Here is a 22,812-nt window from a genome sequence, read left to right as displayed (position 1 = left end):
ACTCCGCGCCGAGAACGCCGCCCGGACAACGAGGAAGCCCCCGGCCAGAAGACTGGTCGGGGGCTTCGTTCGCGTGGCGGCGCCAGGGTTCGAACCTGGGTAGGCTGAGCCGGCAGATTTACAGTCTGCTCCCTTTGGCCACTCGGGCACACCGCCTCGAACGACGCGTTGGATCTCGTGGTGAGCTCCTTGGCGACGACGTAAACAATACCTGATGGCCAGGGGTGCTCCGCCACCTGATTGATCAGCGACCGGAGCGTGTGGCGGTGGCTAGGCTTTGGGCTGTATCCCCAGCAGCTGTAACCCAGCATTCGACGCAAGGAGCCACACGTCATGGCCGACTCCAGTTTCGACATCGTCTCGAAGGTCGAGCGGCAGGAGGTCGACAACGCCCTCAACCAGGCCGCCAAGGAGATCTCCCAGCGTTACGACTTCAAGGGCACGGGCGCCTCGATCTCGTGGTCGGGCGAGAAGATTCTGATGGAGGCGAACGGCGAGGAGCGCGTCAAGGCCATCCTCGACATCTTCCAGTCCAAGCTGATCAAGCGCGGCATCTCGCTGAAGTCGCTGGACGCCGGTGAGCCGCAGCTCTCCGGCAAGGAGTACAAGATCTTCGCCACGATCGAGGAAGGCATCTCCCAGGAGAACGCCAAGAAGGTGGCGAAGATCATCCGCGATGAGGGCCCGAAGGGCGTCAAGGCGCAGGTCCAGGGCGACGAGCTGCGGGTCAGCTCGAAGAGCCGGGACGACCTGCAGACCGTGCAGGCGCTGTTGAAGGGTCAGGACTTCGACTTCGCGGTGCAGTTCGTGAACTACCGGTAGTCGCGGCAGCCGACTGCCACACGCAACGGGGCACACCGCCGAGGCCGACCTCGACGGCGTGCCTCTTCGTGTTTCCGGCCCGTGCGGTCGTGCGGGGCGTGCGGGCGCGATGTCCGAATACCGCCGGTGGCGCTGCGGCGAGCAGCGCAGACTGGCCGTACGGACCGGGGAAGTGAGAGGCCATGACGACGACGGTGTACGCGCGGGTGGAGAGCCCGCTGGGCGAACTGCTGCTGGTCGGCGAGGCGGCGGTGGAGGGGCCGGATTCGGCCGGAGGCGCCGGTGTCCGGCTGCGGTCGCTGTCGATGCCCGGTCAGAAGGGCGGCGTGGTCGTCCAGGACGGCTGGAGGCACGCTCCTGAGGCGTTCGCGGAGGTCGCCCGGCAGTTGGAAGCCTATTTCGCGGGACGCTCGACGCGGTTCGACGTACCGGTGGCCGAGGGCGCGGGCACGGAGTTCCAGCGGCGGGTCTGGGCGGTGCTGGAGTCGATCCCGTACGGGAGCACGGTGTCGTATGGCCAGGTCGCGGCGCAGGTCGGCGCATCGGGCGCGGGGGTACGGGCGGTGGGCACGGCGATCGGGCGCAATCCGCTGCTGGTCGTGCGGCCGTGCCACCGGGTGATCGGGGCGGACGGGGCGCTGCGGGGGTACGCGGGCGGCCTGGAGCGCAAGAAGCTGCTGCTGGGGCTCGAAGGCGTCGAAGCTCCGGTGGGCTGAGCCGTGGAGCAGGATCCTCCGCTCTCCTCGGACGGGCTGTTCCGGCGGCCACGCCAGGTGGTCGCGCCGGGGGCCGTGCATGTGCCGGAGTGGCTGCCGATGGAGCGCCGGGCGGAGTTGGTGGCGGCGTGCCGTCGGTGGGCGCGGGGGCCGGTCCCGTTGCGGCACACCGTGCTGCCGGGCGGCGGGGTGATGTCGGTGCGGACGGTGTGCCTGGGGTGGCACTGGCAGCCGTACCGGTACGCGCGCACGGCGGACGATGTGAACGGCGCCCGGGTGGCCGCGTTCCCGGAGTGGCTGGGCGATCTGGGGCGGGCGGCGGTGGCCGAGGCGTACGGGGACGAGGGTGCGGCGGCGGCGTTCGCCCCGGATACCGCGCTGATCAATTTCTACGACGACACGGCGCGGATGGGCATGCATCAGGACAAGGAGGAGCGGTCGAGCGCTCCTGTGGTGTCGTTGAGCATCGGGGCGAGGTGCGTGTTCCGCTTCGGGAACACGGAAGGCCGCGGGCAGCCCTACACGGACGTGGAGTTGGCGTCCGGGGATCTGTTCGTCTTCGGCGGGCCGTCGCGTTACGCGTTCCACGGGGTGCCGAAGGTGTATGCGGGACCGGCCGACCCGGCCGCTGGGCTGCGGGCCGGCCGGTTGAATCTGACGTTGCGGGAGACCGGGATGGCGTCGGAGGACGCCTAGGAAGGCGGGGCTCGCCCCCCGGTCAGCGGCGGTCGCGGGAGTTGCCGAACAACAGCCGGTAGGCGATGAGCAGGACCAGCGAACCGGCGATGGCGGCGATCCAGGTCGCGGTGTCGTAGAAGTCGTTGCTGATGGGCCGGTCGAGGAACTGGCTGGAGAGCCAGCCGCCGACGAAGGCCCCGGCGATGCCGATGAGAGTGGTGCCGATGATGCCGCCCGGGTCACGTCCCGGGAGGAGGATCTTGGCTATGAGGCCGGCGAGCAGGCCGAGAATGATCCAACTGATGATGCCCATGTCGCTGCACCTACCCCTTGTTTCGTCTTGAAATCCAAGACGCGGCGGGCAGGTGTTCGGTTGCTCTCGCGCTCGCCGGACTCGGCGGGCTCGCTCGGCGGCTAGCGGGTGGCGAAGGGCTGGTCCGTGGGGACGATCTCCTTGCCGAAGGGCATGAGGGAAACCGGGATCAGCTTGAAGTTGGCGATGCCCAGGGGGATGCCGATGATCGTGATGCACAGCGCGATGCCGGTGGTGATGTGGCCGAGGGCGAGCCACCATCCGGCGAGGATCAGCCAGAGGACGTTGCCCACGCAGGAGGGCGAGCCGGCGTCCCGGCGGTCGACGACGGTGTAGCCGAACGGCCAGAGGGCGTAGACGCCGATCCGGAAGGCGGCCACGCCGAACGGGATCCCGATGATGGTGATGCAGAGCAGGACGCCCGCGAGCAAGTAGCCGAGGAACATCCAGAATCCGCAGAGGATCAGCCAGATGATGTTCAGGATGGTTTTCACGGGCGATGACCTGCCATCTGTTCTAGTCGGGCGATGCGCTCCGCCATCGGCGGGTGGGTGGAGAACATTTTCGCCATCCCCTGGCCGGGACGGAAGGGATTCGCGATCATCATGTGGCTCGCGGTCTCGATCCTCGGCTCGGGCGGCAGCGGGAGCTGTTTCGTACCGGCGTCGAGCTTGCGCAGCGCACTGGCGAGAGCCAGCGGGTCGCCGGTGAGCTGGGCCCCGGAGGCGTCGGCCTCGTACTCGCGGGAGCGGCTGACGGCGAGCTGGATGACGGACGCGGCGAGCGGCCCCAGGATCATGATCAGGAGCATGCCGAGGAGGCCGGGGCCCTCGTCGTCGTTGGAGCGGCCCACCGGGATGAGCCAGGCGAAGTTGACCAGGAACATCACGACGGAGGCGAGTGCTCCGGCGACGGACGAGATGAGGATGTCCCGGTTGTAGACATGGCTCAGCTCGTGGCCGAGGACGCCGCGCAGCTCGCGCTCGTCGAGGATCTGGAGGATGCCCTCGGTGCAGCAGACGGCGGCGTTGCGCGGATTGCGGCCGGTGGCGAACGCGTTGGGCGCCTGCGTCGGGGAGATGTAGAGGCGCGGCATGGGCTGACGGGCCGCCGTGGAGAGCTCGCGGACCGTGCGGTAGAGCTGCGGCGCCTCGAATTCGCTGACGGGGCGGGCGCGCATGGCCCGCAGGGCGAGCTTGTCGCTGTTCCAGTACGCGTACGCATTGGTGCCGACGGCTACGAGGAGCGCGACGACGAGGCCCGTACGTCCGAAGAAACTGCCGATGACGATGATGAGTGCGGACAGTCCCCCGAGGAGTACGGCGGTCTTCAGCCCGTTGTGCCGGCGGTGCACGGTACGCCCTCCAAGTGGTGCAGCAGGGGAACCCTTTGCATGGTGGTGCTCCACTCCCCAGTGGAGCCTCCCGTACTGGTCAACGCCAGGCGAGAGGAGCTAGTTCCCTTGTGCGTGCGGCCGGAGGGCGGGGGCTGTGCCGCGTGTTCGCGCCGGTCGGGCCCCCGGCCCCGTACGGAGTGACGCTGGGCCGTACGGGTGGCGGCGGGCCGTCCTGGTGGTGCGGGGTGATGCGGAGGTGCGGTACCGCTGTGCGGTCAGTGCTGCTGTGCGGTCAGTGCTGCTGTGCGGGGAGCTTGGCGAGGGAGAGCGCCTCGGGGTCGGGCTCGACCTCACTGGTGCAGTGGCCGCAGCGGGAGGCGACGGCGGGGATCTCGCTGAAGCAGCGCGGGCAGTCGCGGAGGGCGGCCTTGATGTCGACGGCCTCTTGCTTCGCGAAACGGTCCTGCACCTTGGCCATGGGGACCACGACGCAGAAGTAGAGGACCGCGGCGGTGATCAGGAAGGCGATGGTGGCGCTGACGAAGAGGCCGTAGGGGAACTTGACGCCGTCGACGGTGTAGGCGGACTTGCTGAAGTCGCCGGTGCCGCGGGTGGCGAGGCCGATCAGCGGGGTGATGAAGGCGTTGCTGAAGCCCGTGACGACGGCGGTGAACGCGGCCCCGACCGCGAGACCGATCGCCATGGAGATGACGTTCCCGCGCAGGATGAAGTCCTTGAACCCGTTCAGCACTGCTTTCTCTCCCTCTTGTTCTTGACACGTCCACGCCTATTACGTGACGTGTGCAGCCAAGACCATGCCCTGTGGCGGGGGCCGTGGGCAAACCGATCTTGCGGGCCCCTGAGGGCTCAGAAAAGGTTCACGGAGGCGAAGCGCAGGACGGTCTGCGGAGCCCCGGAGAGCAGGATTCCGGCGACGGTGGTGAGGACGATCGCCGTGGTGAGAGGGGCGGGGGCGCGGAATCGGCGCGGCGGGGCCGAGGCCGCCGCAGCGGTGGCCTCCCCGGCCGTTTCCGGGGCTCCGTCCGGCGTACGGAAGAGGATCGCGGTCCACTGAAGGTAGTAGTAGAGAGCGATCACCACGTTGACGGCCATGACGACGGCGAGCCAGCCGAGGCCCGCGTCGACCGCCGCGGAGAAGACGGTGACCTTCGCGAAGAGCCCGATGATGCCGGGCGGCAGTCCGGCCAGGCAGAGCAGGAAGAAGCCGAGCGCCAGGGCCGCGAGGGGCCGGGTGGCGTACAGACCCCGGTAGTCGGAGAGCCGGTTGCCGGGGTGCGTACGGGCGACGAGGGCGGCGACCGCGAACGCGCCCAGGTTCACGACGGCGTACATCAGGGCGTACGCCACCGTGGAGCCGATCTGTTCGTCGCTGGAGTACGCGGCGGCGGCGATCGGGACCAAAAGGTAGCCGGCCTGGGCGACCGACGACCAGGCGAGGAGGCGGACGGCGCTGCGGGCGCGGTCGGCCCTCTGACGGAGGGCCGCGACGTTGCCGACGGTCATGGTGAGCGCGGCCAGGACGGCGAGCGCGGGCCCCCAGACGTCGGCATAGGAGGGGAACGCGATGACGCTCACCAGGATGAGCCCCGAAAACCCGACGGCCTTCCCCACGACGGAGAGATAGGCGGCGATCGGGAGGGGCGCGCCGACGTAGGTGTCGGGGACCCAGAAGTGGAAGGGCGCGGCGGCGGTCTTGAAGGCGAAGCCGACGAGGGTGAGCGCGACCCCGGTCTTGGCGAGGGTGTCGAGCACCGGGGACACGTCGTCGAGGCGGACGGCGATCTCCGTGAGGTGCAGGGTGCCGGTGGTCGCGTACACGAAGCTGACGCCGAGCAGCATGACGGCGGTGGCGACGACGGAGGAGAGGAAGAACTTCAGCGCGGCCTCGGAGGAGCGCCGGTCACCGCGTTTGATGCCGACGAGGGCGAACGCGGGCAGCGAGGCGACTTCCAGGGCGACGACGAGGGTGGCGAGGTCGCGGGAGGCGGGCAGCAGGGCGGCCCCGGCGGCGGAGGCCAGGAGCAGGAACCAGTACTCCCCCGCCGGCAGTTTGCGGGTGTCGTCGAGCGAGAGCAGGACGGTGAGGAACGCGCCGCCGAGGACGAGGGCCTGGATGACGAGCGTGAAGTGGTCGGCGGTGTAGCTGCAGGCCCGGGTGCCGGTGGTGACGCAGAAGGTGGCCCGGTCCCCGGCGCGCAGGGGGAGCAGCAGGGCCAGGGCGGCGGCGAGGGCGGTGAGCGCGCCGAGGCCGAGGAGCCGCTTGCGGTGCGCGGGCAGGAACAGGTCGGCGACGAGGACGGCCAGGGCGGCCAGCGCGGTCAGGGTGGGCGGCGCGATGGCGAGCCAGTCGATGGACTGGACGAGGCTGGGGGCGTCGGCCGCGGCGGTGTACGCGACGGGGCTTCCAGCGGTGGTGGCGATGTCCGCGGTCACGACTTGCCTCCTGCGAGGAGCTGCTGCACGGCCGGGTCGGTGAGGCCGAGGAGGACGGCGGGCCAGAGACCGGCGAGGACGGTGAGCGCGGCGAGCGGGGTCCAGGCGACGGCTTCGTACGTCCGGATGTCGGCGAGCTGCGGGGTGGTGGCCGGCCGGGCTCCGGCGGTCGCGGACGGCTCGGGGCCGTCGGGGGCTGCGGACGGCTCGGGGCCGTCGGCCGTTCGCCGGGCCGGGTCGTCGGGCGACAGCCGGGAGTGGGGCGTGTGTTCGCCCATGCAGACGCGCCGGACGACGATGAGCATGTACGCGGCGGTGAGCAGGGTGCCGAACGCCCCGATGGCCATGAAGGTGCGGAACGCGGGGCGGCTGAGGCCTTCGGCGGGGCTGTACGCGCCGAACAGGGTGAGCATCTCGCCCCAGAATCCGGCGAGTCCGGGCAGCCCGAGCGAGGCGATGGCGGCGAAGGCGAGCAGCGCGCCGAGGCGGGGGGCCCGGCCGTAGAGGGCGGCCCCGGTCGCTCCGGCGAGGGTGTCGAGGTCGGCGGTGCCGTAGCGGTCCTTGATGGCGCCGACCAGGAAGAACAGCAGGCCGGTGATGAGGCCGTGGGCGATGTTGGCGAAGAGCGCGCCGTTGACTCCGGTGGGGGTCATGGTGGCGATGCCGAGGAGGACGAAGCCCATGTGGCCGACGGACGAGTAGGCGATGAGCCGCTTGAGGTCGCCCTTGGCGCCGGTACGGGCCAGGGCCAGGCAGGCGAGGGATCCGTAGACGATGCCGACGACGGCGAACGCGGCGAGGTAGGGCGCGAAGGTCCGCATGCCGTCGGGGGCGACGGGGAGCAGGATCCGGACGAATCCGTACGTTCCCATCTTCAGCAGGACGCCCGCGAGGAGCACGGATCCGACGGTGGGGGCGGCGGTGTGGGCGTCGGGGAGCCAGCTGTGCAGGGGCCACATCGGGGTCTTCACGGCGAGGCCGATACCGATCGCGAGTACGGCGATGACCTGCACGGATGTGGTGAGGCCCCGGCCGTTGTCAGTGGCGAGTGCCACCATGTCGAAGGTGCCGCTCTTCAGCCCGATGAGGAGGAGGCCGAGCAGCATGACGACCGAGCCGAGCAGCGTGTAGAGGATGAACTTCCAGGCGGCCGCCTGCCGTTGGCCGCCGCCCCAGCGATTGATGAGGAAGTACATCGGGATGAGGACCATCTCGAAGGCGAGGAAGAAGAGCAGCAGGTCGAGGACGGCGAAGGTGGCGAGGGTGCCGGACTCCAGGACGAGGACGAGGGCGACGAAGGCCTTCGGTGAGGGGCCCGCGGGCAGCTTGAAGTAGCTGTACAGCGCGCAGAGGAAGGTCAGCAGCGCGGTCAGGAGCAGGAGGGGGAGGGAGATGCCGTCGATGCCGAGGTGGATGCGGACGTCGAGCGCCGGGATCCAGCTGATGTCGGTGGTCGCCTGCATCGTGGCGGGGTGGTCGTGGTCGAAGCCGACGGCCAGGACGATCGCGGCGAGGAGGACGGCGCCGGTGACGGTCACGCCGTGGCGGAGCACGGCCTGGTCGGGGTTCTTCCCCTTGAGCCCGGGCGGGGCGGGGAGCAGGGCCGCGACGGCGCCGAGGAGCGGGGCGACGACGATGAACGCCAGAAGGAACTGCATCACGGACGCACTGATATCGATCACGGTCACGACCCCGCGTTGACGTTGGCGAAGACGACGGCGGCGATCGCCAGGACGAGTGACCCGGCGAGCAGGGCGCCGGCGTAGGTCTGCACATTGCCGGTCTGGGCCCGGCGGACGGCGGTGCCGAGGAGGCGTGTGACGGCGCCCGATCCGTTGACGTAGGTGTCGATGACCTCGCGGTCCAGGAAGCGGACGAGGCGGGCGGCTTCCTGGACGGGCCGGACGAACAGCGCCGTGTACAGGGCGTCGAGGTGGAAGCCGGTGACCGCGTGGCGGTGCAGGGGCCCGAGGAGGAGCCTGCCGGGGTCGGCCGGGTCGGGGGCGTCCGCGATGGTGCCGTAGGCGGCGGTATGGGACGTCATGGCCTCGGCTTCGACGAGGGCGGGTTCGGCGCCGGGGTGGGCGGCGACGGCGCCGATGGGGGTGCGGGCGGCGAGGGCGGTGGTGTGCCGCCACGCGCCGTAGGTGACGAGGCCGCCGACGAGGCCGACGCCGGTGGACAGGACGGCGGTGGTGAGCGACGGCGTGAGGGCGTGTCCGTCGAACCAGTCGCCGAGCATGCCGGCGGTGAGGCCGAAGCCGATGGTGGGGACGGCCAAGATCCACAGGACGGAGGTCATGGCGAGGGGCTGCCTGCCGTGGTCGGGGACTTCGGCCCCGCGGCCGCGGAAGGCGAGGAGCCAGAGGCGTACGGCGTAGGCGGCGGTCAGGACGGCGGCGAGGAGCCCGGCGATCAGGATCGTCCAGCCGGCGGCGGCCGGGGCGACGGTCCGGTCGCCGAGGGCGGTGTGCTCGGCGGCGACGAGGACGGCTTCCTTGGAGAAGAAGCCGGCGAACGGCGGGATGGCGGCCAGCGCGAGAAGGGCGACGGTCATCGTCCAGTAGGCGTCCGGGACACGGCGGGCCAGGCCGCCCATCCGGGACATGGCGGCCAGTGAGTTGGTGCCGGCGGCGTGGATGACGACGCCCGCGGCGAGGAAGAGGACGGCTTTGAACGCACCGTGCGAGATCAGGTGGAAGACGGCGGCGCCCCGGTCGCCGACGGCCAGGGCGCCCGACATGTAGCCGAGCTGACCGATCGTCGAGTAGGCGAGGACGCGCTTGATGTCGTCCTGGGCGAGGGCGGCGAGCCCGGACCCGATCATCGTGACGGCGGCCATCACGGCGAGGACGACGAGCGCGGCGCCGGAGGCGGCGAAGACGGGCAGCAGGCGGGCCACGAAGTAGATGCCGGCGGCGACCATCGTCGCGGCGTGGATGAGCGCGGAGACGGGGGTGGGGCCGGCCATCGCGTCGGGCAGCCAGGTGTGCAGGGGGAACTGCGCCGACTTGCCCGCGACGCCCGCGAGGAGCAGCAGGGCGATGAGGGTGGGGTGGTCGAGTCCACCGTTGCCGACGGCGGCGAGGATCTTGGTGATCCGGAAGCTGCCGGTGTCGGCGGCGAGCGCGAACAGGCCGATCAGGAAGGGGACGTCGCCGAGCTTGGTGACCAGGAAGGCCTTGAGGGAGGCGGCCCGGGCCTCGGGCGTCTCCCAGTAGTGGCCGACGAGGAAGTACGAGCAGATGCCCATGATCTCCCAGCCGACCAGGAGCACCATCAGGTCGCCGGAGTAGACGACCAGCAGCATCGCGGAGGTGAAGAGGGAGACGAGGGCGGCGTAGGAGGGGTAGCGGGCGTCGTCGCGGAGGTAGGCCGTGGAGTAGAGCTGTACGCAGGTGGCGACGACGGTGACGAGGACGGCGACCAGCACGGCGAAGCCGTCGAGGTGCAGGGCCAGGTCGATCGGGACCGAGCCGGTGGGCGTGAGCTGGGTCGCGGCGTCGATGGCCCGGCCGCCGCCCTGCCGGACGGCGACGAGCACGGCGAGTACGGCCGCGGTGAGGGTCGGGAGGATCGCCAGCGGCCGGACGAAGCCGGGGGCGGTGCGGCCGACGGCGAGCCCGGCGAGGGCGCCGAGGAACGGGAGGAGGGGGACGAGGGCGGCGAGGGTCGTGGTGGTCACGTGGTGGCCTCTGCCTTCTTGGTCTTTCCCGTTTTCCCGTCCGCCCGGCCGGGGGCCGTCTCTGCGTCGTCGGTCTCTGCGTCGTCGGTCTCTGCGGTGTCGGGGAGCGCTTCGGCCTCGTCGGTCTCGGCGGTGTCGCGGAGCCGGTCGATGTCGGAGGTGCCCCGGTTGCGGTGGACGGCCAGGACGATCGCGAGGCCGATGCCGATCTCGGCGGCGGCGATGGCGATGGTGAAGAGCGTGAGGGCCTGGCCGGAGTGGAGGGTGTCGCGGAGCCAGACGTCGAAGGCGACGAGGTTGAGGTTGACGGCGTTGAGCATCAGCTCGACGGACATCAGGACCAGGATCGCGTTGCGGCGGGCGAGGACGCCGTAGAGGCCGACGCAGAAGAGGAGGGCGGCGAGTACGGCGGGATAGGCGAGGTGCATCAGCGCTGCTCCTCCTTGCCGGACGGGCCGGATGAGCCGAGCGAGTTCGACGGGCCTGACGGGCTCGACGGGCCGGGGCGGACCGTGGTGTCCGTGTCGCGTTTGCGGGACAGGACGATCGCGCCGACGAGGGCGGCGAGCAGCAGGACGGAGAGCGCCTCGAAGGGCAGGACCCAGTTCCGGAACAGGAAGGCGCCGGTGACTTCGGTGGAGCCCTGGGCCGGCCCGTCGAGGTCGATCCAGGTGGTGCGGAAGGCGTCGACCACGACCCAGACGAGAGCGGCCGCCGCGGCGGCGGCCACCCCGAGCGCGACCCACCGGTTGCCCGAATCGGCGTCCGGGGAGCGGCCGATGGGGGCCCGGGTGAGCATCAGGCCGAAGAGGAGGAGGACGACGATGGAACCGACGTAGATCAGTACCTGCACCCAGGCGATGAACTCGGCGGTGAGCAGGAGGTACTCGACGGCCAGTCCGCCGAGCGCGACGACGAGCCAGAGCGCGGCGTGCACCAGCTGCTTGGTCGTGACGGTGATGACGGCTGCGCCGAGGGTGGCGAGGCCGACGAGGAGGAACGCGATCTCCACGCCGGACGGGGAGAGGAAACCGGGGTGGTCGCCCGTGGCTGCGGCGGTCGCGGTGAGCAGCGGGGATGCGGTGTGCAGCGTCACGGGGTTCCTCCCTTCTCGTCAGGCTGGTCCTGCTGCTCCTGCTTCTCCGGCTGCTCCTGCTGCTTCTCCTGCATGAGCTGCTGTTCCCGCTGCTCCTGTGCGCGTTGGGCGGCGAGCTTGTCCGCGGCCTTGCGGGCGGCGGCGATCTCCTTCGGCTCCTCGGCCCCGGGGTCGAGGGCGGGCGGCTCCGGCACGGTCCACATCCACTCGCGGAGCTTGTCGCGCTCGTGGGTGAGTTCGTGGATGTCCGTCTCCGCGTACTCGAACTCCGGCGACCAGAACAGCGCGTCGAAGGGGCACACCTCGATGCAGATGCCGCAGTACATGCAGAGGGAGAAGTCGATGGCGAAACGGTCGAGGACGTTCCGGCTGCGCTCACGGCCGCCGAGGGCGGCGGGCGGCGACGTCTCCTTGTGGGAGTCGATGTAGATGCACCAGTCGGGGCACTCACGGGCGCAGAGCATGCAGACCGTGCAGTTCTCCTCGAACAGCCCGATGACGCCGCGGGAGCGGGGCGGGAGTTCGGGCTGGGTGTCCGGGTACTGCGCGGTGACGGTCTTCCTCGTCATCGTGCGCAGGGTGACGGCAAGGCCCTTGGCCAGGCCGGATCCGGGGATCGGGGGCATCAGTTGATCGCCACCTTCACGATGCCGGTCAGCGCGATCTGCGCGAGGGCGAGCGGGACGAGGGTGGTCCAGGCGAGCTTCTGCAACTGGTCCTCACGCAGGCGCGGGTAGCTGACGCGCAGCCAGATGACGACGAACGCGAGGAGGGCGGTCTTGAGGAGGGTCCAGAGCCAGCCGAGTCCGTCGGCGCCGAACGGGCCGTGCCAGCCGCCGAGGAAGAGGACGGTGGTCAGGGCGCAGAGGATGACGATGCCCGCGTACTCGGCGAGGAGGAACAGGGCGAAGCGAAGACCGGTGTACTCGGTGTACGCACCGAAGATGATCTCGGAGTCGGCCACCGGCATGTCGAACGGCGGGCGCTGGAGTTCGGCGAGACCGGCCACGAAGAAGACCAGGGCGCCGACGATCTGCCAGGGCAGCCACCACCACGCGAAGGCGTCGAGGATGCCGGTGAGCGAGACCGTACCGGCCGCCATGGCCACGGAGGCGGCGGCCAGGAGCATCGGCAGCTCGTAGGAGAGGAGCTGCGCGGCGGTACGGAGGCCGCCGAGGAGCGAGAACTTGTTGGCGGAGGCCCAGCCCGCCATGAGCGAGCCGAGGACGCCGATGCCCATGACGGCGAGCACGAAGAAGATGCCCGCGTCGACGGCCTGGCCGACCGCGCCGTCGGGGCCGACGGGGATGACGACGAGGACGAGGAGGTACGGGAGGAGGGCGACGGCGGGGGCGAGCTGGAAGACGCGGCGGTCGGCGGCGGCCGGGACCACGTCCTCCTTCTGCGCGAACTTCACGCCGTCCGCGACGAGCTGGGCCCAGCCGTGGAAGCCGCCTGCGTACATGGGGCCCAGGCGGCCCTGCATGTGGGCCATCACCTTGTGCTCCGTCTGGCCCACGAGGAGGGGGGCGACCAGGAACACGACGAAGACGATGGCCAGGCGGAGGGCGATGTCGAGTACGTCGTTCACTCGGGATCGCCTCCGGCGGGGTGGTCTGGGGTGGGGTGCTCTGGGGTGGGCTTGTCGGGGGTGGGTGCGGGTTCGTCTTCGGAGTCGGTGGCTTCGGTGGGGGTGGCTTCGGTGGGGGTGGGGCCGCTGCGCGGGGCTTCTCCCCTGCCCGCCCCTTCCCGAACCGGGGGCTCCGCCCCCGTGCCCCCGCTCCTCAAACGCCGGAGGGGCTGAGAAGGCTCGTCCGGGGACTCGGTCTCCGGGCCCTCCGGTTCGTCGAAGGCCGGTTGCGCGTCGTGCCACGGGGCGTCCGTGCTGCGTACCCGGGGCGGACGCGACGGCGAGCCTTCGGGGGCGTCCGGCGCCGGGGGCGCGGGCCGGTCGTCCGACGCCGGGCGCTGGCTGGCCGAGCCGTCGGACGCCGAGCGGGAACGGCGGGCAGGCCGGGCAGGGGTGGTCCCCGGCCCGTCCGGCTCCGGGCGCTGGCTCGCCGAACCCTCCGACGCCGACCGGGAACGACGCGGGCGGGCCGCCGCGGGTGTCTCCGGCGTACCCGGCGTTCCCGGTGCCTCGGGCGTCTCCGGAGACACGGAGGTGGGGGTCTCCGCACCAGACGGTGTCGCGGCCTCCGTGCCGGGCGGCGGCACAGGCCGCTGTGCCGCTGAGCCCTCGCTCGCCGTGCGTGTGCGGCGGGGTGGGCGGTCGGCTGCTGTGCGGGCGGCTCGGGCCGGGCGGGCGGCTGCCGGGGGGAGTTGGCCCTTCAGGGGGCCCCATTCGTTCGGGTCGGGGACTCCGGGCGGGAGCATCGCGCGGCGCTTGGGGCCGGTGTGGCCCTCCGCCGGCTCCCCCGGTTCCTTCGCCCCGGGCCAGGCCTTGGCGACCCGTGCGGCCAGGACGAAGTCCTTGCGCAGCGGGTGGCCCTCGAAGCCTTCCGGCAGGAGCAGCGGTACGAGATGGGGGTGGCCCTCGAACGCGACGCCGAACATCTCGTGCGTCTCGCGCTCGTGCCACGCCGCCCCCGCGTACACGTCGATGGCGCTGGGCAGCACCGCCGCGTCGTGCGGCACGGTCGTCCGTACCATCAGCCGCCGTACCGTACCCGTGCCCAGGGCCGCGACATGGGCGCAGACGCGGAAGCCGACGCCCGGTTCGTCCACGGCGCTGAGCCAGTCGAAGTACGTGCACCCGAGTTCGTCACGGGCGGTCCGCAGCGCGGTGAGCCAGGCGGCGGCGGGGACGTCGACGGTCAGCAGGTCGTACGCGGACTCCGCCGTGGCCTCGTCGCCGAACAGGTCGGTGACCGCGTCCGGCAGCCGGTCGAACGCCTCGGCCGCCTGGGCCACCGCGGCCGCTGCGGATTCCGCGTGCTGGTCGCGGTCGCTCATCGCCGCCCCTCCCCATCCGGTCGCGAAGCCGGTGCCGGTGCGGCGACCAGGCCGCTGCGCAGGGCATCGGTGGACGGACCGCCGCCCGTCGCCCCGGAGGCGTACCGCTCGGCGAGGGATTCGCGCGCGATCTTCTCCTGGAGCTTGAGGATGCCCTGGAGCAGCGCCTCGGGCCGGGGCGGGCAGCCGGGTACGTACACGTCGACGGGGATGATCTGGTCGACGCCCTTGGTCACGGAGTACGAGTCCCAGTAGGGGCCGCCGCAGTTGGAGCAGGCGCCGAAGGAGATGACGTACTTCGGTTCGGGCATCTGCTCGTACAGCCGCTTCACGGCCGGGGCCATCTTGTCCGTCACCGTGCCGGAAACGATCATGAGGTCGGCCTGCCGGGGGCCGGGGGCGAACGGGATCACGCCGAGCCGGATGAAGTCGTGGCGTGCCATGGACGCGGCGATGAACTCGATGGCGCAGCACGCGAGTCCGAAGTTGAAGACCCAGAGGCTGTAGCGGCGGCCCCAGTTGAGGACGACCTTCATCGGTTCCGGTGCCAGCCGGGAGAGCACGCCCAGGCGCTTGGGCTCGGGGAGCAGGACCGGATCGGACGGGGGCGGGGACGCGGGCTGCTGCGACCCGGGGGCGGGGGTCGGCCGGCTCGTCAGGCCCATGCGAGGACGCCCTTCTTCCATGCGTAGAGCAGTCCCACGGCCAGGAAGCCGAGGAAGATGAACATTTCGACCAGGGTCGTCGCGCCGTATCCGGGCGCCGCGAACACCGTGGCCCACGGGAACAGGAAGATGGAGTCGACCGCGAAGATCACGTACAGGAACGCGTAGACGTAGTAGCGGACCTGGGTGTGCGCCCAGCCCTCGCCGACCGGGTCGACGCCGCATTCGTAGGTGAGGAGCTTCTCCGGGGTGGGGACGACGGGGCGCAGCAGCCGCCCGGCCCCGAAGGCCACGGCGACGAACAGGACGCCGATCAGGGCGAGCAGGCCGATGACCGAGTAGCTCTGGAAGTACTCCGAGGCGAGTGCGGTGGGTCCGTCCGCCGGGACACCGGGGACACCCGGGACACCCGAAACGCCCTGGGCACCCTGGCCGCCCAGGACACCCGTACCGCTGGACACGCCGGACACGCCGGTCGTTCCCGCCGCGTCCGCCACGCCGGTCACGTCCGTAACGTCGGCCACGTCCGCCCCTCGCTCCCTCTTCGTCCGTCGCTTGGTCCGCTGCTTCGTCCGCCGCTGCTGCCGCCACTTCGGCCGCATCGGTCCCACGTGCCCGTTCTGTACGCGCGGGAGTTACGCACGGGAGTCTAGGGCCTGCTAAACGGAGCGTAAGCAGCCGCGTCGGGCATCAGGTGGGGTTATCCCTACTTCGACCCGCCCATGAGCCCCATGGTGTGCGCGGGTGCGGCCCGGCAGGCTGTGGGTATGACCATGAGCCCTTCCGTTCCGGACCCCGGCCGGCTGCCGCCCGCCCGCTTCGCCATCGACCGGTGGACCTGGCGGGAGATCGCACATCTGCTCGCCGATCTGCCGTTGGCCGTCGTCGGGTTCGTCTACACGGTCCTCGTGATCGCCGTCGGCGTCGGGCTCTCCGTGACGGTGATCGGTCTGCCGCTGCTGGTCGCCGGGCTCCAGGGCGCCCGGCTGCTGGGCCGGTTGGAACGGCGGCGGGCGCGCGGGATGCTCGGCGTACGGGTGGAGGAGCCGAGTCCGTTGGCGCGCGGCCACCGGGACCAGGGGTTCTTCGCCCGGCTGTGGGCGGGGCTGAAGGACCCGGTGGGCTGGCGGACGTTGCTGTACGGGTTCATCCGACTGCCCTGGGGGGTGCTGACGTTCGCGGTGACGCTGGTGAGCCTGTTCGTCCTGTGGCCGGTGCTGCCGTTCATCGCGCGGGGGCTGACGACGGTGGACCGGGCGATGGTGCGCGGGCTGCTGTCGCCCTCGGACGAGCTGGAGCGGCGTATCGCCGAGCTGGAGTCGGACCGGGGCGTTGTCGTGGACACCGCCGCCGCCGACCTGCGCCGCATCGAACGCGACCTGCACGACGGCGCCCAGGCCCGCCTGGTCGCCCTCGCCATGGGGCTCGGCCTCGCCAAGGAGAAGCTCACCGACGACCCCGAGGCCGCCGCCCGCATGGTCGACGAGGCGCACGGCGAGATCAAGGTGGCCCTCCAGGAACTGCGCCACCTGGCCCGCGGCATCCATCCCGCCGTCCTCACCGACCGAGGCCTGGACGCCGCCCTCTCCGCCATCGCCTCCCGCTGCACGGTCCCGGTCAAGGTGTCGGTGGGGCTTCGGAAGCGTCCGGCGGAGGCGATCGAGGGGATCGCGTACTTCACCGTCTCCGAGCTGCTCCAGAACATCAGCAAGCACAGCGGCGCGCGGTCGGCCTCCGTCGACGTGTGGCGTTCGGCCGACCGGCTGATGCTCCAGGTCACGGACGACGGCGGGGGCGGAGCCCGGACGGACGGCGGCGGTACGGGGCTGGCGGGGCTCGCCGAGCGGCTCGACGCGGTCGACGGGGTGCTGGTCCTGGACTCGCCGGAGGGCGGGCCGACGACCGTCACCGCCGAGCTGCCCTGGCGCGACCGCAGCGCCTGACCGGCCGTGTTCCCGATGCCCGGCACGGCCCGGGGGTGGGGAAAACCCCCGGTCGGATACGGAGAGGGGCCTCATGGTGCGGAAGACGGCCGGCCAGCACTCTTGAGGGAGAACGGTCCGTGGTGACCGGCCGCCCCGGCGCCACCGCGCCGCACGCCCCACGCCCACGTCCCACGCACCACTGCCCGCGCACCACCGCACAGCCCACTGAGAGACTGAGAACAGAGACGGAACGGACGGAACTCATGGCCACGGCATACGGACCGGACACGCGGGACCGGGAGCATCAGGGTTCCGGCCCCGGCTTCGGGGCGAGGACCCCGGCGAAGCACTTCCTCCCGGCGCCGCTGCGGGCCCCGCTGGAGGCCCGCGCCTGGCGCGAGCTTCTCTACGCGCTGCTGAGCTTCCCGCTCAGCACGGTGATGTTCGTCTTCGCGGTCACCATGACGTCGATGAGCGCGGGCCTGCTGGTCACCTTCATCGGGATACCGGTCCTCGCGGTCGGTCTCGCCGTCTGCCGGGGCTTCGGTGCGCTGGAGCGGCACCGGGCGCGTGGGCTGCTGCGGGTCGAGGTGGCGGATCCGGAGCCGGTGCGGGGGAAGACCGGCGGCCCGATGTCCTGGATGGGCGCGATCCTCAAGAGCGGGGCGTCCTGGCGGCACCTGCTGTACGCGCTGCTGCACTTCCCGTGGGCGACGTTCACGTTCGTCGTGGCGATCTCGTTCTGGACGTACGGCCTGGCGGCGCTGACGTACCCGCTGTGGTTCTGGCTCTTCCCGGTGTTCGGCGGGCAGGGCGGCCTCCAGCTGTACGGGGACCGCACCCATCAGGAGTATCTGGACTCGCCCGGTGAGCTGGCGGTGACCGGGGCGGTGGGCCTGGTGCTCGTGCTGGCGGCGCCCTGGATCGTGCGGGGGCTGCTGAGCGTGGACCGGCTGATGGTCACCGGTCTGCTGGGCCCGTCCCGGCTGGCCACCCGGGTCTCCGAGCTGGAGTCGGACCGGGGCGTCGTCGTGGACACCGCCGCCGCCGACCTGCGCCGCATCGAACGCGACCTGCACGACGGCGCCCAGGCCCGCCTGGTCGCCCTCGCCATGGATCTGGGCCTGGCGAAGGAGAAGCTCACCGACGACCCGGAGGCCGCGGCCCGCATGGTGGACGAGGCGCACGGCGAGGTGAAGGTGGCTCTCCAGGAGCTGCGCGACCTGGCCCGCGGGATCCACCCCGCTGTCCTCACCGACCGGGGCCTGGACGCCGCCCTCTCCGCCATCGCCTCCCGCTGCACCGTGCCCGTGACGGTCGAGGTGGACCTGGACTCACGGCCCGCGCAGGCGATCGAGGGGATCGCGTACTTCACCGTCTCGGAGCTGCTCCAGAACATCAGCAAGCACGCCCGGGCGACCCGGGCCACGGTCGACGTGTGGCGGGCGGCCGACCGGCTGATGCTCCAGGTCACGGACAACGGCCGGGGCGGGGCATCGTCTGCCGCGGGCGGTGGCCTGGCCGGGCTGACGGAGCGGCTGGACGCGGTGGACGGGGTCCTGGTCGTCGACTCCCCGGCCGGCGGTCCGACGACGGTCACCGCCGAGCTGCCCTGGCGGGGCTGAGGCCCCGCGAACTGCCCTGGCGGGGCCGAGACCCCGGCTCCGCCGCCCTCCTCCACCTTCCGGCTCTCCCCTTCACCTGTGCCTCTCACCTGTGCCCCGTCGCCCGGACCCTCGGTCCGGGCGACGGGGCGTGTCGGGTGGGTTATCCACAGGCTCCCCATCCGTGTCCGGGTCCTGGGATGCTTGAGCGGTCGGGGCGCGGTGCGCGGTGGTCGGGCGTGGTGCGTGCGAGGTCGTGGGGAACGCGGCATATTCGGAACAGTGGGGGACTCGCAGTCGTGGAGAACGTGGAGAACAGGGTGCGCGTGGTCATCGCCGAGGATTCGGTCCTGCTCCGGGAAGGGCTGACCCGTCTGCTCACCGATCTCGGGCACGAGGTGGTCGCCGGGGTCGGGGACGCCGAGGCGCTGCTGAAGACCGTGGCGGAGCTCGACGGGCAGCAGGCCCTTCCCGATGTGGTGGTCGCCGATGTGCGGATGCCGCCGACGCACACCGATGAGGGCGTGCGCGCGGCGGTGCGGCTGCGGAAGGACTATCCGGACATCGGGGTGCTGGTCCTCTCCCAGTACGTGGAGGAGCAGTACGCCACCGAGCTGCTGGCGGGCAGCAGCCGCGGGGTGGGGTATCTGCTGAAGGACCGGGTGGCCGAGGTCCGCGAGTTCGTGGACGCCGTGGTCCGGGTGGCGCAGGGCGGGACGGCGCTGGACCCGGAGGTGGTGGCGCAGTTGCTGGGCCGCAGCCGTAAGCAGGATGTGCTGGCCGGGCTGACGCCGCGCGAGCGGGAGGTCCTCGGTCTGATGGCCGAGGGCCGGACGAACTCCGCCGTCGCCCGGCAGCTCGTGGTGAGCGACGGGGCGGTCGAGAAGCACGTCAGCAACATCTTCCTGAAGCTGGGGCTCTCGCCCAGCGACGGGGACCACCGGCGCGTCCTCGCCGTGCTGACCTATCTGAACTCCTAGCGATCTGACACTCTGTCAGATAGTGCTGGATGCGGCGGCCGCAGCACCCGCGGCACTTGCGGCACTTCGGGGGCGCACCGGGAGCGCTCCGGGGGCATTGCGCAGGCCCGGGGGTGTCCGGCGAGCACCGGACGGGCACCTCTGATCAAGAGACGACCGAGGAGCAAGGACGACGGCGGGTCCACCAGGAAACGACCGGGGGGCGGTAGAGACAACCGCGGGGCTTAGGACCAAAGACGCAGAGCGCGGCCGCTTCCATCCCACGATCGGGGGCTTGAGAAAGGTGACAAACCGCACCAAAAGGGTGTCTCAAAACAGCGTCCACCATATGATCGGTCCCTGGAGGGCCCCTTACGCGGACGTAGGGTGGCCTCTGGGATCGCCGGCTGGCCGGACGGTTCCGAACCGCCGCCCCAAGGGAGGTCCAGTTCAGTGACGAGCCAGGTCAGTAGCGCGGCAGAGAAGGCCGATGAGGCCAATGACGCCGTCCTCGGGGGTCAGCGAGCCCCCCTGTCAGGTACGACGGGAACCACGGGCGGCGACGGCAAGGAGATCCGCCGCCTGGATCGGGTGATCATCCGTTTCGCGGGTGACTCGGGTGACGGTATGCAGCTCACCGGTGACCGGTTCACCTCGGAGACCGCCTCCTTCGGCAACGATCTCTCCACCCTGCCGAACTTTCCCGCCGAGATCCGTGCCCCCGCAGGCACGCTGCCGGGGGTCTCTTCCTTCCAGCTCCACTTTGCCGATCATGACATCCTCACCCCCGGCGACGCCCCCAACGTCCTGGTCGCGATGAACCCCGCCGCCCTGAAGGCGAACATCGACGACGTACCGCGCGGCGCGGAAATCATTGTGAACACCGACGAGTTCACCAAGCGGCCGATGGCGAAGGTGGGCTATGCGACCAGTCCGCTGGAGGACGGTTCGCTGGAGGCCTACAACGTCCACCCGGTGCCGCTGACGACGCTGACGCTGGAGGCGCTGAAGGAGTTCGGGCTCCCCCGCAAGGAGGCCGAGCGCTCCAAGAACATGTTCGCGCTCGGGCTGCTGTCGTGGATGTACCACCGGCCGACCGAGGGGACGGAGACGTTCCTGCGGCAGAAGTTCGCGAAGAAACCCGAGATCGCCGAGGCGAATGTGGCGGCCTTCCGGGCCGGGTGGAATTTCGGGGAGACGACCGAGGACTTCGCGGTCTCCTACGAGGTCGCCCCGGCGTCGCAGGCCTTCCCCACCGGCACCTACCGCAACATCTCGGGGAACCTCGCCCTGTCCTACGGCCTGATCGCCGCCGGGCAGCTGGCGGACCTGCCGCTCTACCTGGGGTCGTATCCGATCACCCCGGCCTCGGACATCCTGCACGAGCTGTCCCGGCACAAGAACTTCGGCGTACGGACCTTCCAGGCCGAGGACGAGATCGCCGGGATCGGGGCGGCGCTGGGTGCCGCGTTCGGCGGGGCGCTGGGCGTCACGACGACGTCCGGCCCCGGGGTGGCGCTGAAGTCGGAGACGATCGGGCTCGCGGTCTCCCTGGAGCTGCCGCTGCTGATCATCGACATCCAGCGCGGCGGACCGTCCACCGGGCTGCCGACCAAGACCGAGCAGGCGGATCTGCTCCAGGCGATGTTCGGGCGCAACGGCGAGGCCCCGGTCCCGATCGTGGCCCCGCAGACCCCGGCGGACTGCTTCGACGCCGCGATCGACGCGGCCCGGATCGCCCTGACGTACCGGACTCCGGTCTTCCTGCTCTCCGACGGCTATCTGGCCAACGGTTCCGAGCCCTGGCGCATCCCGGAGACGGCGGCCCTGCCCGATCTGAAGACCTCCTTCGCCACCGGCCCGAACCACACCCTGGCCGACGGCACCGAGGTCTTCTGGCCCTACAAGCGCGACCCGCAGACCCTGGCCCGCCCCTGGGCGGTCCCTGGGACGGCCGGCCTCGAACACCGCATCGGCGGGATCGAGAAGCAGGACGGCACCGGCAACATCTCCTACGACCCGGCCAACCACGACTTCATGGTCCGCACCCGCCAGGCCAAGATCGACGGCATCGAGGTCCCCGACCTCCAGGTCGACGACCCGGCCGGGGCCGCCACGCTGGTGCTCGGCTGGGGGTCGACGTACGGGCCGATCACCGCCGCCGTACGCCGGCTGCGGGCCGCGGGGGCGCCCATCGCCCAGGCCCACCTGCGCCACCTCAACCCCTTCCCGAAGAATCTCGGCGAGGTGCTGAAGCGCTACGACAAGGTCGTCGTGCCGGAGATGAACCTCGGCCAGCTCGCGATGCTGCTGCGGGCCAAGTATCTGGTGGACGCCCACAGCTACAACCAGGTCAATGGAATGCCGTTCAAGGCAGAGCAGCTCGCCACGGCTCTCAAGGAGGCCATCGATGCCTGACACCGACGAACTGCGGCACAACGAACTGCTGCAGCTGGTGCCCAAGGCCGAGGCGAAGCAGTCCATGAAGGACTTCAAGTCGGACCAGGAAGTGCGCTGGTGCCCCGGCTGCGGCGACTACGCGGTCCTCGCCGCCGTCCAGGGCTTCATGCCGGAGCTGGGGCTCGCGAAGGAGAACATCACCTTCGTCTCCGGCATCGGCTGCTCCTCCCGCTTCCCGTACTACATGAACACCTACGGGATGCACTCCATCCACGGCCGCGCCCCGTCCATCGCGACCGGGCTCGCCACCTCCCGCCGCGATCTGTCGGTGTGGGTGGTCACCGGTGACGGCGACGCGCTCTCCATCGGCGGCAACCACCTCATCCACGCCCTGCGCCGCAACGTCAACCTCAAGATCCTGCTGTTCAACAACCGGATCTACGGGCTGACGAAGGGCCAGTACAGCCCCACCTCCGAGCTGGGCAAGATCACCAAGTCGACGCCGATGGGCTCGCTCGACGCGCCCTTCAACCCGGTGTCGCTCGCCATCGGCGCGGAGGCCACGTTCGTGGCGCGCACGGTCGACTCCGACCGCAAGCACCTCACGAGCGTGCTGCGCGCGGCCGCCGAGCACTCGGGCACGGCGCTGGTGGAGATCTACCAGAACTGCAACATCTTCAACGACGGCGCTTTCGAGGTCCTCAAGGACAAGGAGCAGGCCGCCGAGGCCGTCATCCGCCTCGAACACGGCCAGCCGATCCTCTTCGGCTCCCAGGAGCCCAAGGGCGTCGTCCGCGATCCGGCGACCGGCGATCTCCGGGTGGTGGCCGTCACGGAGGAGAACCGCTCGCAGATCCTCGTCCACGACACCCATGCCGAATCGCCCACGACGGCGTTCGCGCTGTCGCGGCTCGCCGACGCGGACACCCTGCACCACACCCCGATCGGGGTGCTGCGCAGCGTGGAGCGGCCCGTCTACGACACGTTGATGTCGGACCAGCTGGACGCCGCCATCGAGCGCGAGGGCAAGGGCGACCTCGCCTCACTCCTCGCGGGCAACGACACCTGGACGGTCGTCGGCTGAGGCACGGCGGAACGGCACGGAACAGCCGAACGGAACCAGCACGGAACGGCAGAACAGAACCGCAGAACAGAACGGCTGAACGGAACGACCGGAAGCGGAACCGCTCCCGGGCCGGCCCGG

22 protein-coding genes and 1 tRNA gene are annotated in these 22,812 nt (G+C 71.0%); 8 read left to right on the top strand and 15 right to left on the bottom strand.

Features of this window, described 5'->3' with window-relative positions:
• Positions 1–74 precede the first annotated feature (74 nt).
• Positions 75–156: transfer RNA gene (locus ACSMXR_RS22450), tRNA-Tyr, on the bottom strand.
• Positions 157–333: 177 nt separating this feature from the next.
• Here ACSMXR_RS22450 and ACSMXR_RS22445 point away from each other — a divergent pair.
• The 3 genes from ACSMXR_RS22445 to ACSMXR_RS22435 all read left to right on the top strand — a co-directional run bounded on the left by ACSMXR_RS22445 (position 334) and on the right by ACSMXR_RS22435 (position 2,234).
• Positions 334–822, top strand: coding sequence for a YajQ family cyclic di-GMP-binding protein (locus ACSMXR_RS22445; RefSeq protein ID WP_137232484.1), 489 nt, complete (start codon positions 334–336; stop codon positions 820–822).
• 182 nt (positions 823–1,004) lie between these two features.
• Positions 1,005–1,538 (top strand): methylated-DNA--[protein]-cysteine S-methyltransferase, encoded by a 534-nt coding sequence (locus ACSMXR_RS22440; protein ID WP_137232485.1) that lies wholly within the window; start codon positions 1,005–1,007, stop codon positions 1,536–1,538.
• 99 nt (positions 1,539–1,637) lie between these two features.
• Complete coding sequence (locus ACSMXR_RS22435; RefSeq protein ID WP_473172431.1) at positions 1,638–2,234, top strand: alpha-ketoglutarate-dependent dioxygenase AlkB family protein; 597 nt, start codon at positions 1,638–1,640, stop codon at positions 2,232–2,234.
• A 22-nt stretch (positions 2,235–2,256) separates the two neighbouring features.
• Here ACSMXR_RS22435 and ACSMXR_RS22430 read toward each other — a convergent pair whose 3' ends face one another.
• The 14 genes from ACSMXR_RS22430 to ACSMXR_RS22365 all read right to left on the bottom strand — a co-directional run bounded on the left by ACSMXR_RS22430 (position 2,257) and on the right by ACSMXR_RS22365 (position 15,190).
• Entirely contained in the window at positions 2,257–2,529 is a 273-nt protein-coding gene (locus ACSMXR_RS22430) for a GlsB/YeaQ/YmgE family stress response membrane protein (protein WP_030084276.1), read from the bottom strand.
• A 101-nt stretch (positions 2,530–2,630) separates the two neighbouring features.
• A complete protein-coding gene (locus ACSMXR_RS22425) occupies positions 2,631–3,023 on the bottom strand; it encodes a YccF domain-containing protein (RefSeq protein WP_137232487.1) in 393 nt (130 codons plus the stop codon).
• On the bottom strand, positions 3,020–3,883 hold the full coding sequence (htpX, locus tag ACSMXR_RS22420) for a zinc metalloprotease HtpX (RefSeq protein ID WP_103511055.1): 864 nt from the start codon (positions 3,881–3,883) through the stop codon (positions 3,020–3,022). The genes ACSMXR_RS22425 and htpX overlap by 4 nt, the downstream gene beginning before the upstream one ends.
• A 274-nt stretch (positions 3,884–4,157) precedes the next feature.
• Positions 4,158–4,616 (bottom strand): MscL family protein, encoded by a 459-nt coding sequence (locus ACSMXR_RS22415; RefSeq protein WP_473169784.1) that lies wholly within the window; start codon positions 4,614–4,616, stop codon positions 4,158–4,160.
• Between the two features lie 116 nt (positions 4,617–4,732).
• Complete coding sequence (locus tag ACSMXR_RS22410) at positions 4,733–6,319, bottom strand: NADH-quinone oxidoreductase subunit N (RefSeq protein WP_473169783.1); 1,587 nt, start codon at positions 6,317–6,319, stop codon at positions 4,733–4,735.
• Positions 6,316–8,007, bottom strand: coding sequence for an NADH-quinone oxidoreductase subunit M (locus tag ACSMXR_RS22405; protein ID WP_473169782.1), 1,692 nt, complete (start codon positions 8,005–8,007; stop codon positions 6,316–6,318). The genes ACSMXR_RS22410 and ACSMXR_RS22405 overlap by 4 nt, the downstream gene beginning before the upstream one ends.
• Complete coding sequence (locus tag ACSMXR_RS22400) at positions 8,004–10,004, bottom strand: NADH-quinone oxidoreductase subunit 5 family protein (protein ID WP_376185613.1); 2,001 nt, start codon at positions 10,002–10,004, stop codon at positions 8,004–8,006. The genes ACSMXR_RS22405 and ACSMXR_RS22400 overlap by 4 nt, the downstream gene beginning before the upstream one ends.
• Complete coding sequence (gene nuoK / locus ACSMXR_RS22395) at positions 10,001–10,432, bottom strand: NADH-quinone oxidoreductase subunit NuoK (protein WP_218525089.1); 432 nt, start codon at positions 10,430–10,432, stop codon at positions 10,001–10,003. The genes ACSMXR_RS22400 and nuoK overlap by 4 nt, the downstream gene beginning before the upstream one ends.
• Positions 10,432–11,100, bottom strand: coding sequence for an NADH-quinone oxidoreductase subunit J family protein (locus ACSMXR_RS22390; RefSeq protein ID WP_364888963.1), 669 nt, complete (start codon positions 11,098–11,100; stop codon positions 10,432–10,434). The genes nuoK and ACSMXR_RS22390 overlap by 1 nt, the downstream gene beginning before the upstream one ends.
• Positions 11,097–11,726 (bottom strand): NuoI/complex I 23 kDa subunit family protein, encoded by a 630-nt coding sequence (locus ACSMXR_RS22385; RefSeq protein ID WP_473169781.1) that lies wholly within the window; start codon positions 11,724–11,726, stop codon positions 11,097–11,099. The genes ACSMXR_RS22390 and ACSMXR_RS22385 overlap by 4 nt, the downstream gene beginning before the upstream one ends.
• Positions 11,726–12,691 carry a complex I subunit 1/NuoH family protein gene (locus ACSMXR_RS22380; RefSeq protein ID WP_381906710.1) on the bottom strand — a complete coding sequence of 322 codons (966 nt, stop codon included), beginning with the start codon at positions 12,689–12,691 and terminating at the stop codon, positions 11,726–11,728. Before ACSMXR_RS22380 ends, ACSMXR_RS22385 begins: the two co-directional genes overlap by 1 nt.
• Positions 12,688–14,055 carry an NADH-quinone oxidoreductase subunit C gene (locus ACSMXR_RS22375; protein WP_473169780.1) on the bottom strand — a complete coding sequence of 456 codons (1,368 nt, stop codon included), beginning with the start codon at positions 14,053–14,055 and terminating at the stop codon, positions 12,688–12,690. Before ACSMXR_RS22375 ends, ACSMXR_RS22380 begins: the two co-directional genes overlap by 4 nt.
• Positions 14,052–14,720 (bottom strand): NADH-quinone oxidoreductase subunit B, encoded by a 669-nt coding sequence (locus ACSMXR_RS22370; RefSeq protein ID WP_473169779.1) that lies wholly within the window; start codon positions 14,718–14,720, stop codon positions 14,052–14,054. Before ACSMXR_RS22370 ends, ACSMXR_RS22375 begins: the two co-directional genes overlap by 4 nt.
• Positions 14,711–15,190 (bottom strand): NADH-quinone oxidoreductase subunit A, encoded by a 480-nt coding sequence (locus ACSMXR_RS22365; RefSeq protein WP_381907673.1) that lies wholly within the window; start codon positions 15,188–15,190, stop codon positions 14,711–14,713. Before ACSMXR_RS22365 ends, ACSMXR_RS22370 begins: the two co-directional genes overlap by 10 nt.
• Positions 15,191–15,487: 297 nt before the next feature.
• On the opposite strand from ACSMXR_RS22365, the gene ACSMXR_RS22360 reads away from it, so the two are divergent.
• From ACSMXR_RS22360 to ACSMXR_RS22340, 5 genes are all read left to right on the top strand, one after another.
• The gene (locus ACSMXR_RS22360) at positions 15,488–16,663 is read left to right on the top strand and encodes a sensor histidine kinase (protein ID WP_473169778.1); all 1,176 of its coding nucleotides are present in this window, start codon (positions 15,488–15,490) and stop codon (positions 16,661–16,663) included.
• 245 nt (positions 16,664–16,908) lie between these two features.
• Positions 16,909–18,270 carry a sensor histidine kinase gene (locus tag ACSMXR_RS22355; protein WP_376185619.1) on the top strand — a complete coding sequence of 454 codons (1,362 nt, stop codon included), beginning with the start codon at positions 16,909–16,911 and terminating at the stop codon, positions 18,268–18,270.
• 299 nt (positions 18,271–18,569) lie between these two features.
• Positions 18,570–19,229 carry a response regulator transcription factor gene (locus tag ACSMXR_RS22350; protein WP_030083520.1) on the top strand — a complete coding sequence of 220 codons (660 nt, stop codon included), beginning with the start codon at positions 18,570–18,572 and terminating at the stop codon, positions 19,227–19,229.
• Positions 19,230–19,661: 432 nt separating this feature from the next.
• Positions 19,662–21,626 (top strand): 2-oxoacid:acceptor oxidoreductase subunit alpha, encoded by a 1,965-nt coding sequence (locus ACSMXR_RS22345; RefSeq protein WP_381852312.1) that lies wholly within the window; start codon positions 19,662–19,664, stop codon positions 21,624–21,626.
• A complete protein-coding gene (locus ACSMXR_RS22340) occupies positions 21,619–22,692 on the top strand; it encodes a 2-oxoacid:ferredoxin oxidoreductase subunit beta (RefSeq protein ID WP_473169777.1) in 1,074 nt (357 codons plus the stop codon). The genes ACSMXR_RS22345 and ACSMXR_RS22340 overlap by 8 nt, the downstream gene beginning before the upstream one ends.
• The last annotated feature ends 120 nt before the right edge of the window (positions 22,693–22,812 follow it).

The organism is Streptomyces sp. DSM 106670 (genome assembly GCF_055792845.1).
Note: the sequence above shows the minus strand (reverse complement) of the source record. Positions and strands in the feature narration are given on the sequence as shown.

Bases quoted from the DNA above. Each gene is read 5' to 3' on its own strand.
- ACSMXR_RS22445 (WP_137232484.1), top strand. From the start codon at position 334: ATGGCCGACTCCAGTTTCGACATCGTCTCGAAGGTCGAGCGGCAGGAG.
- ACSMXR_RS22370 (WP_473169779.1), bottom strand. From the start codon at position 14,720: ATGGGCCTGACGAGCCGGCCGACCCCCGCCCCCGGGTCGCAGCAGCCC.
- ACSMXR_RS22340 (WP_473169777.1), top strand. From the start codon at position 21,619: ATGCCTGACACCGACGAACTGCGGCACAACGAACTGCTGCAGCTGGTG.
- ACSMXR_RS22375 (WP_473169780.1), bottom strand. From the start codon at position 14,055: ATGAGCGACCGCGACCAGCACGCGGAATCCGCAGCGGCCGCGGTGGCC.
- ACSMXR_RS22430 (WP_030084276.1), bottom strand. From the start codon at position 2,529: ATGGGCATCATCAGTTGGATCATTCTCGGCCTGCTCGCCGGCCTCATA.
- ACSMXR_RS22360 (WP_473169778.1), top strand. From the start codon at position 15,488: ATGACCATGAGCCCTTCCGTTCCGGACCCCGGCCGGCTGCCGCCCGCC.
- ACSMXR_RS22355 (WP_376185619.1), top strand. From the start codon at position 16,909: ATGGCCACGGCATACGGACCGGACACGCGGGACCGGGAGCATCAGGGT.
- ACSMXR_RS22440 (WP_137232485.1), top strand. From the start codon at position 1,005: ATGACGACGACGGTGTACGCGCGGGTGGAGAGCCCGCTGGGCGAACTG.
- nuoK (WP_218525089.1), bottom strand. From the start codon at position 10,432: ATGCACCTCGCCTATCCCGCCGTACTCGCCGCCCTCCTCTTCTGCGTC.
- ACSMXR_RS22385 (WP_473169781.1), bottom strand. From the start codon at position 11,726: ATGCCCCCGATCCCCGGATCCGGCCTGGCCAAGGGCCTTGCCGTCACC.
- ACSMXR_RS22435 (WP_473172431.1), top strand. From the start codon at position 1,638: ATGGAGCGCCGGGCGGAGTTGGTGGCGGCGTGCCGTCGGTGGGCGCGG.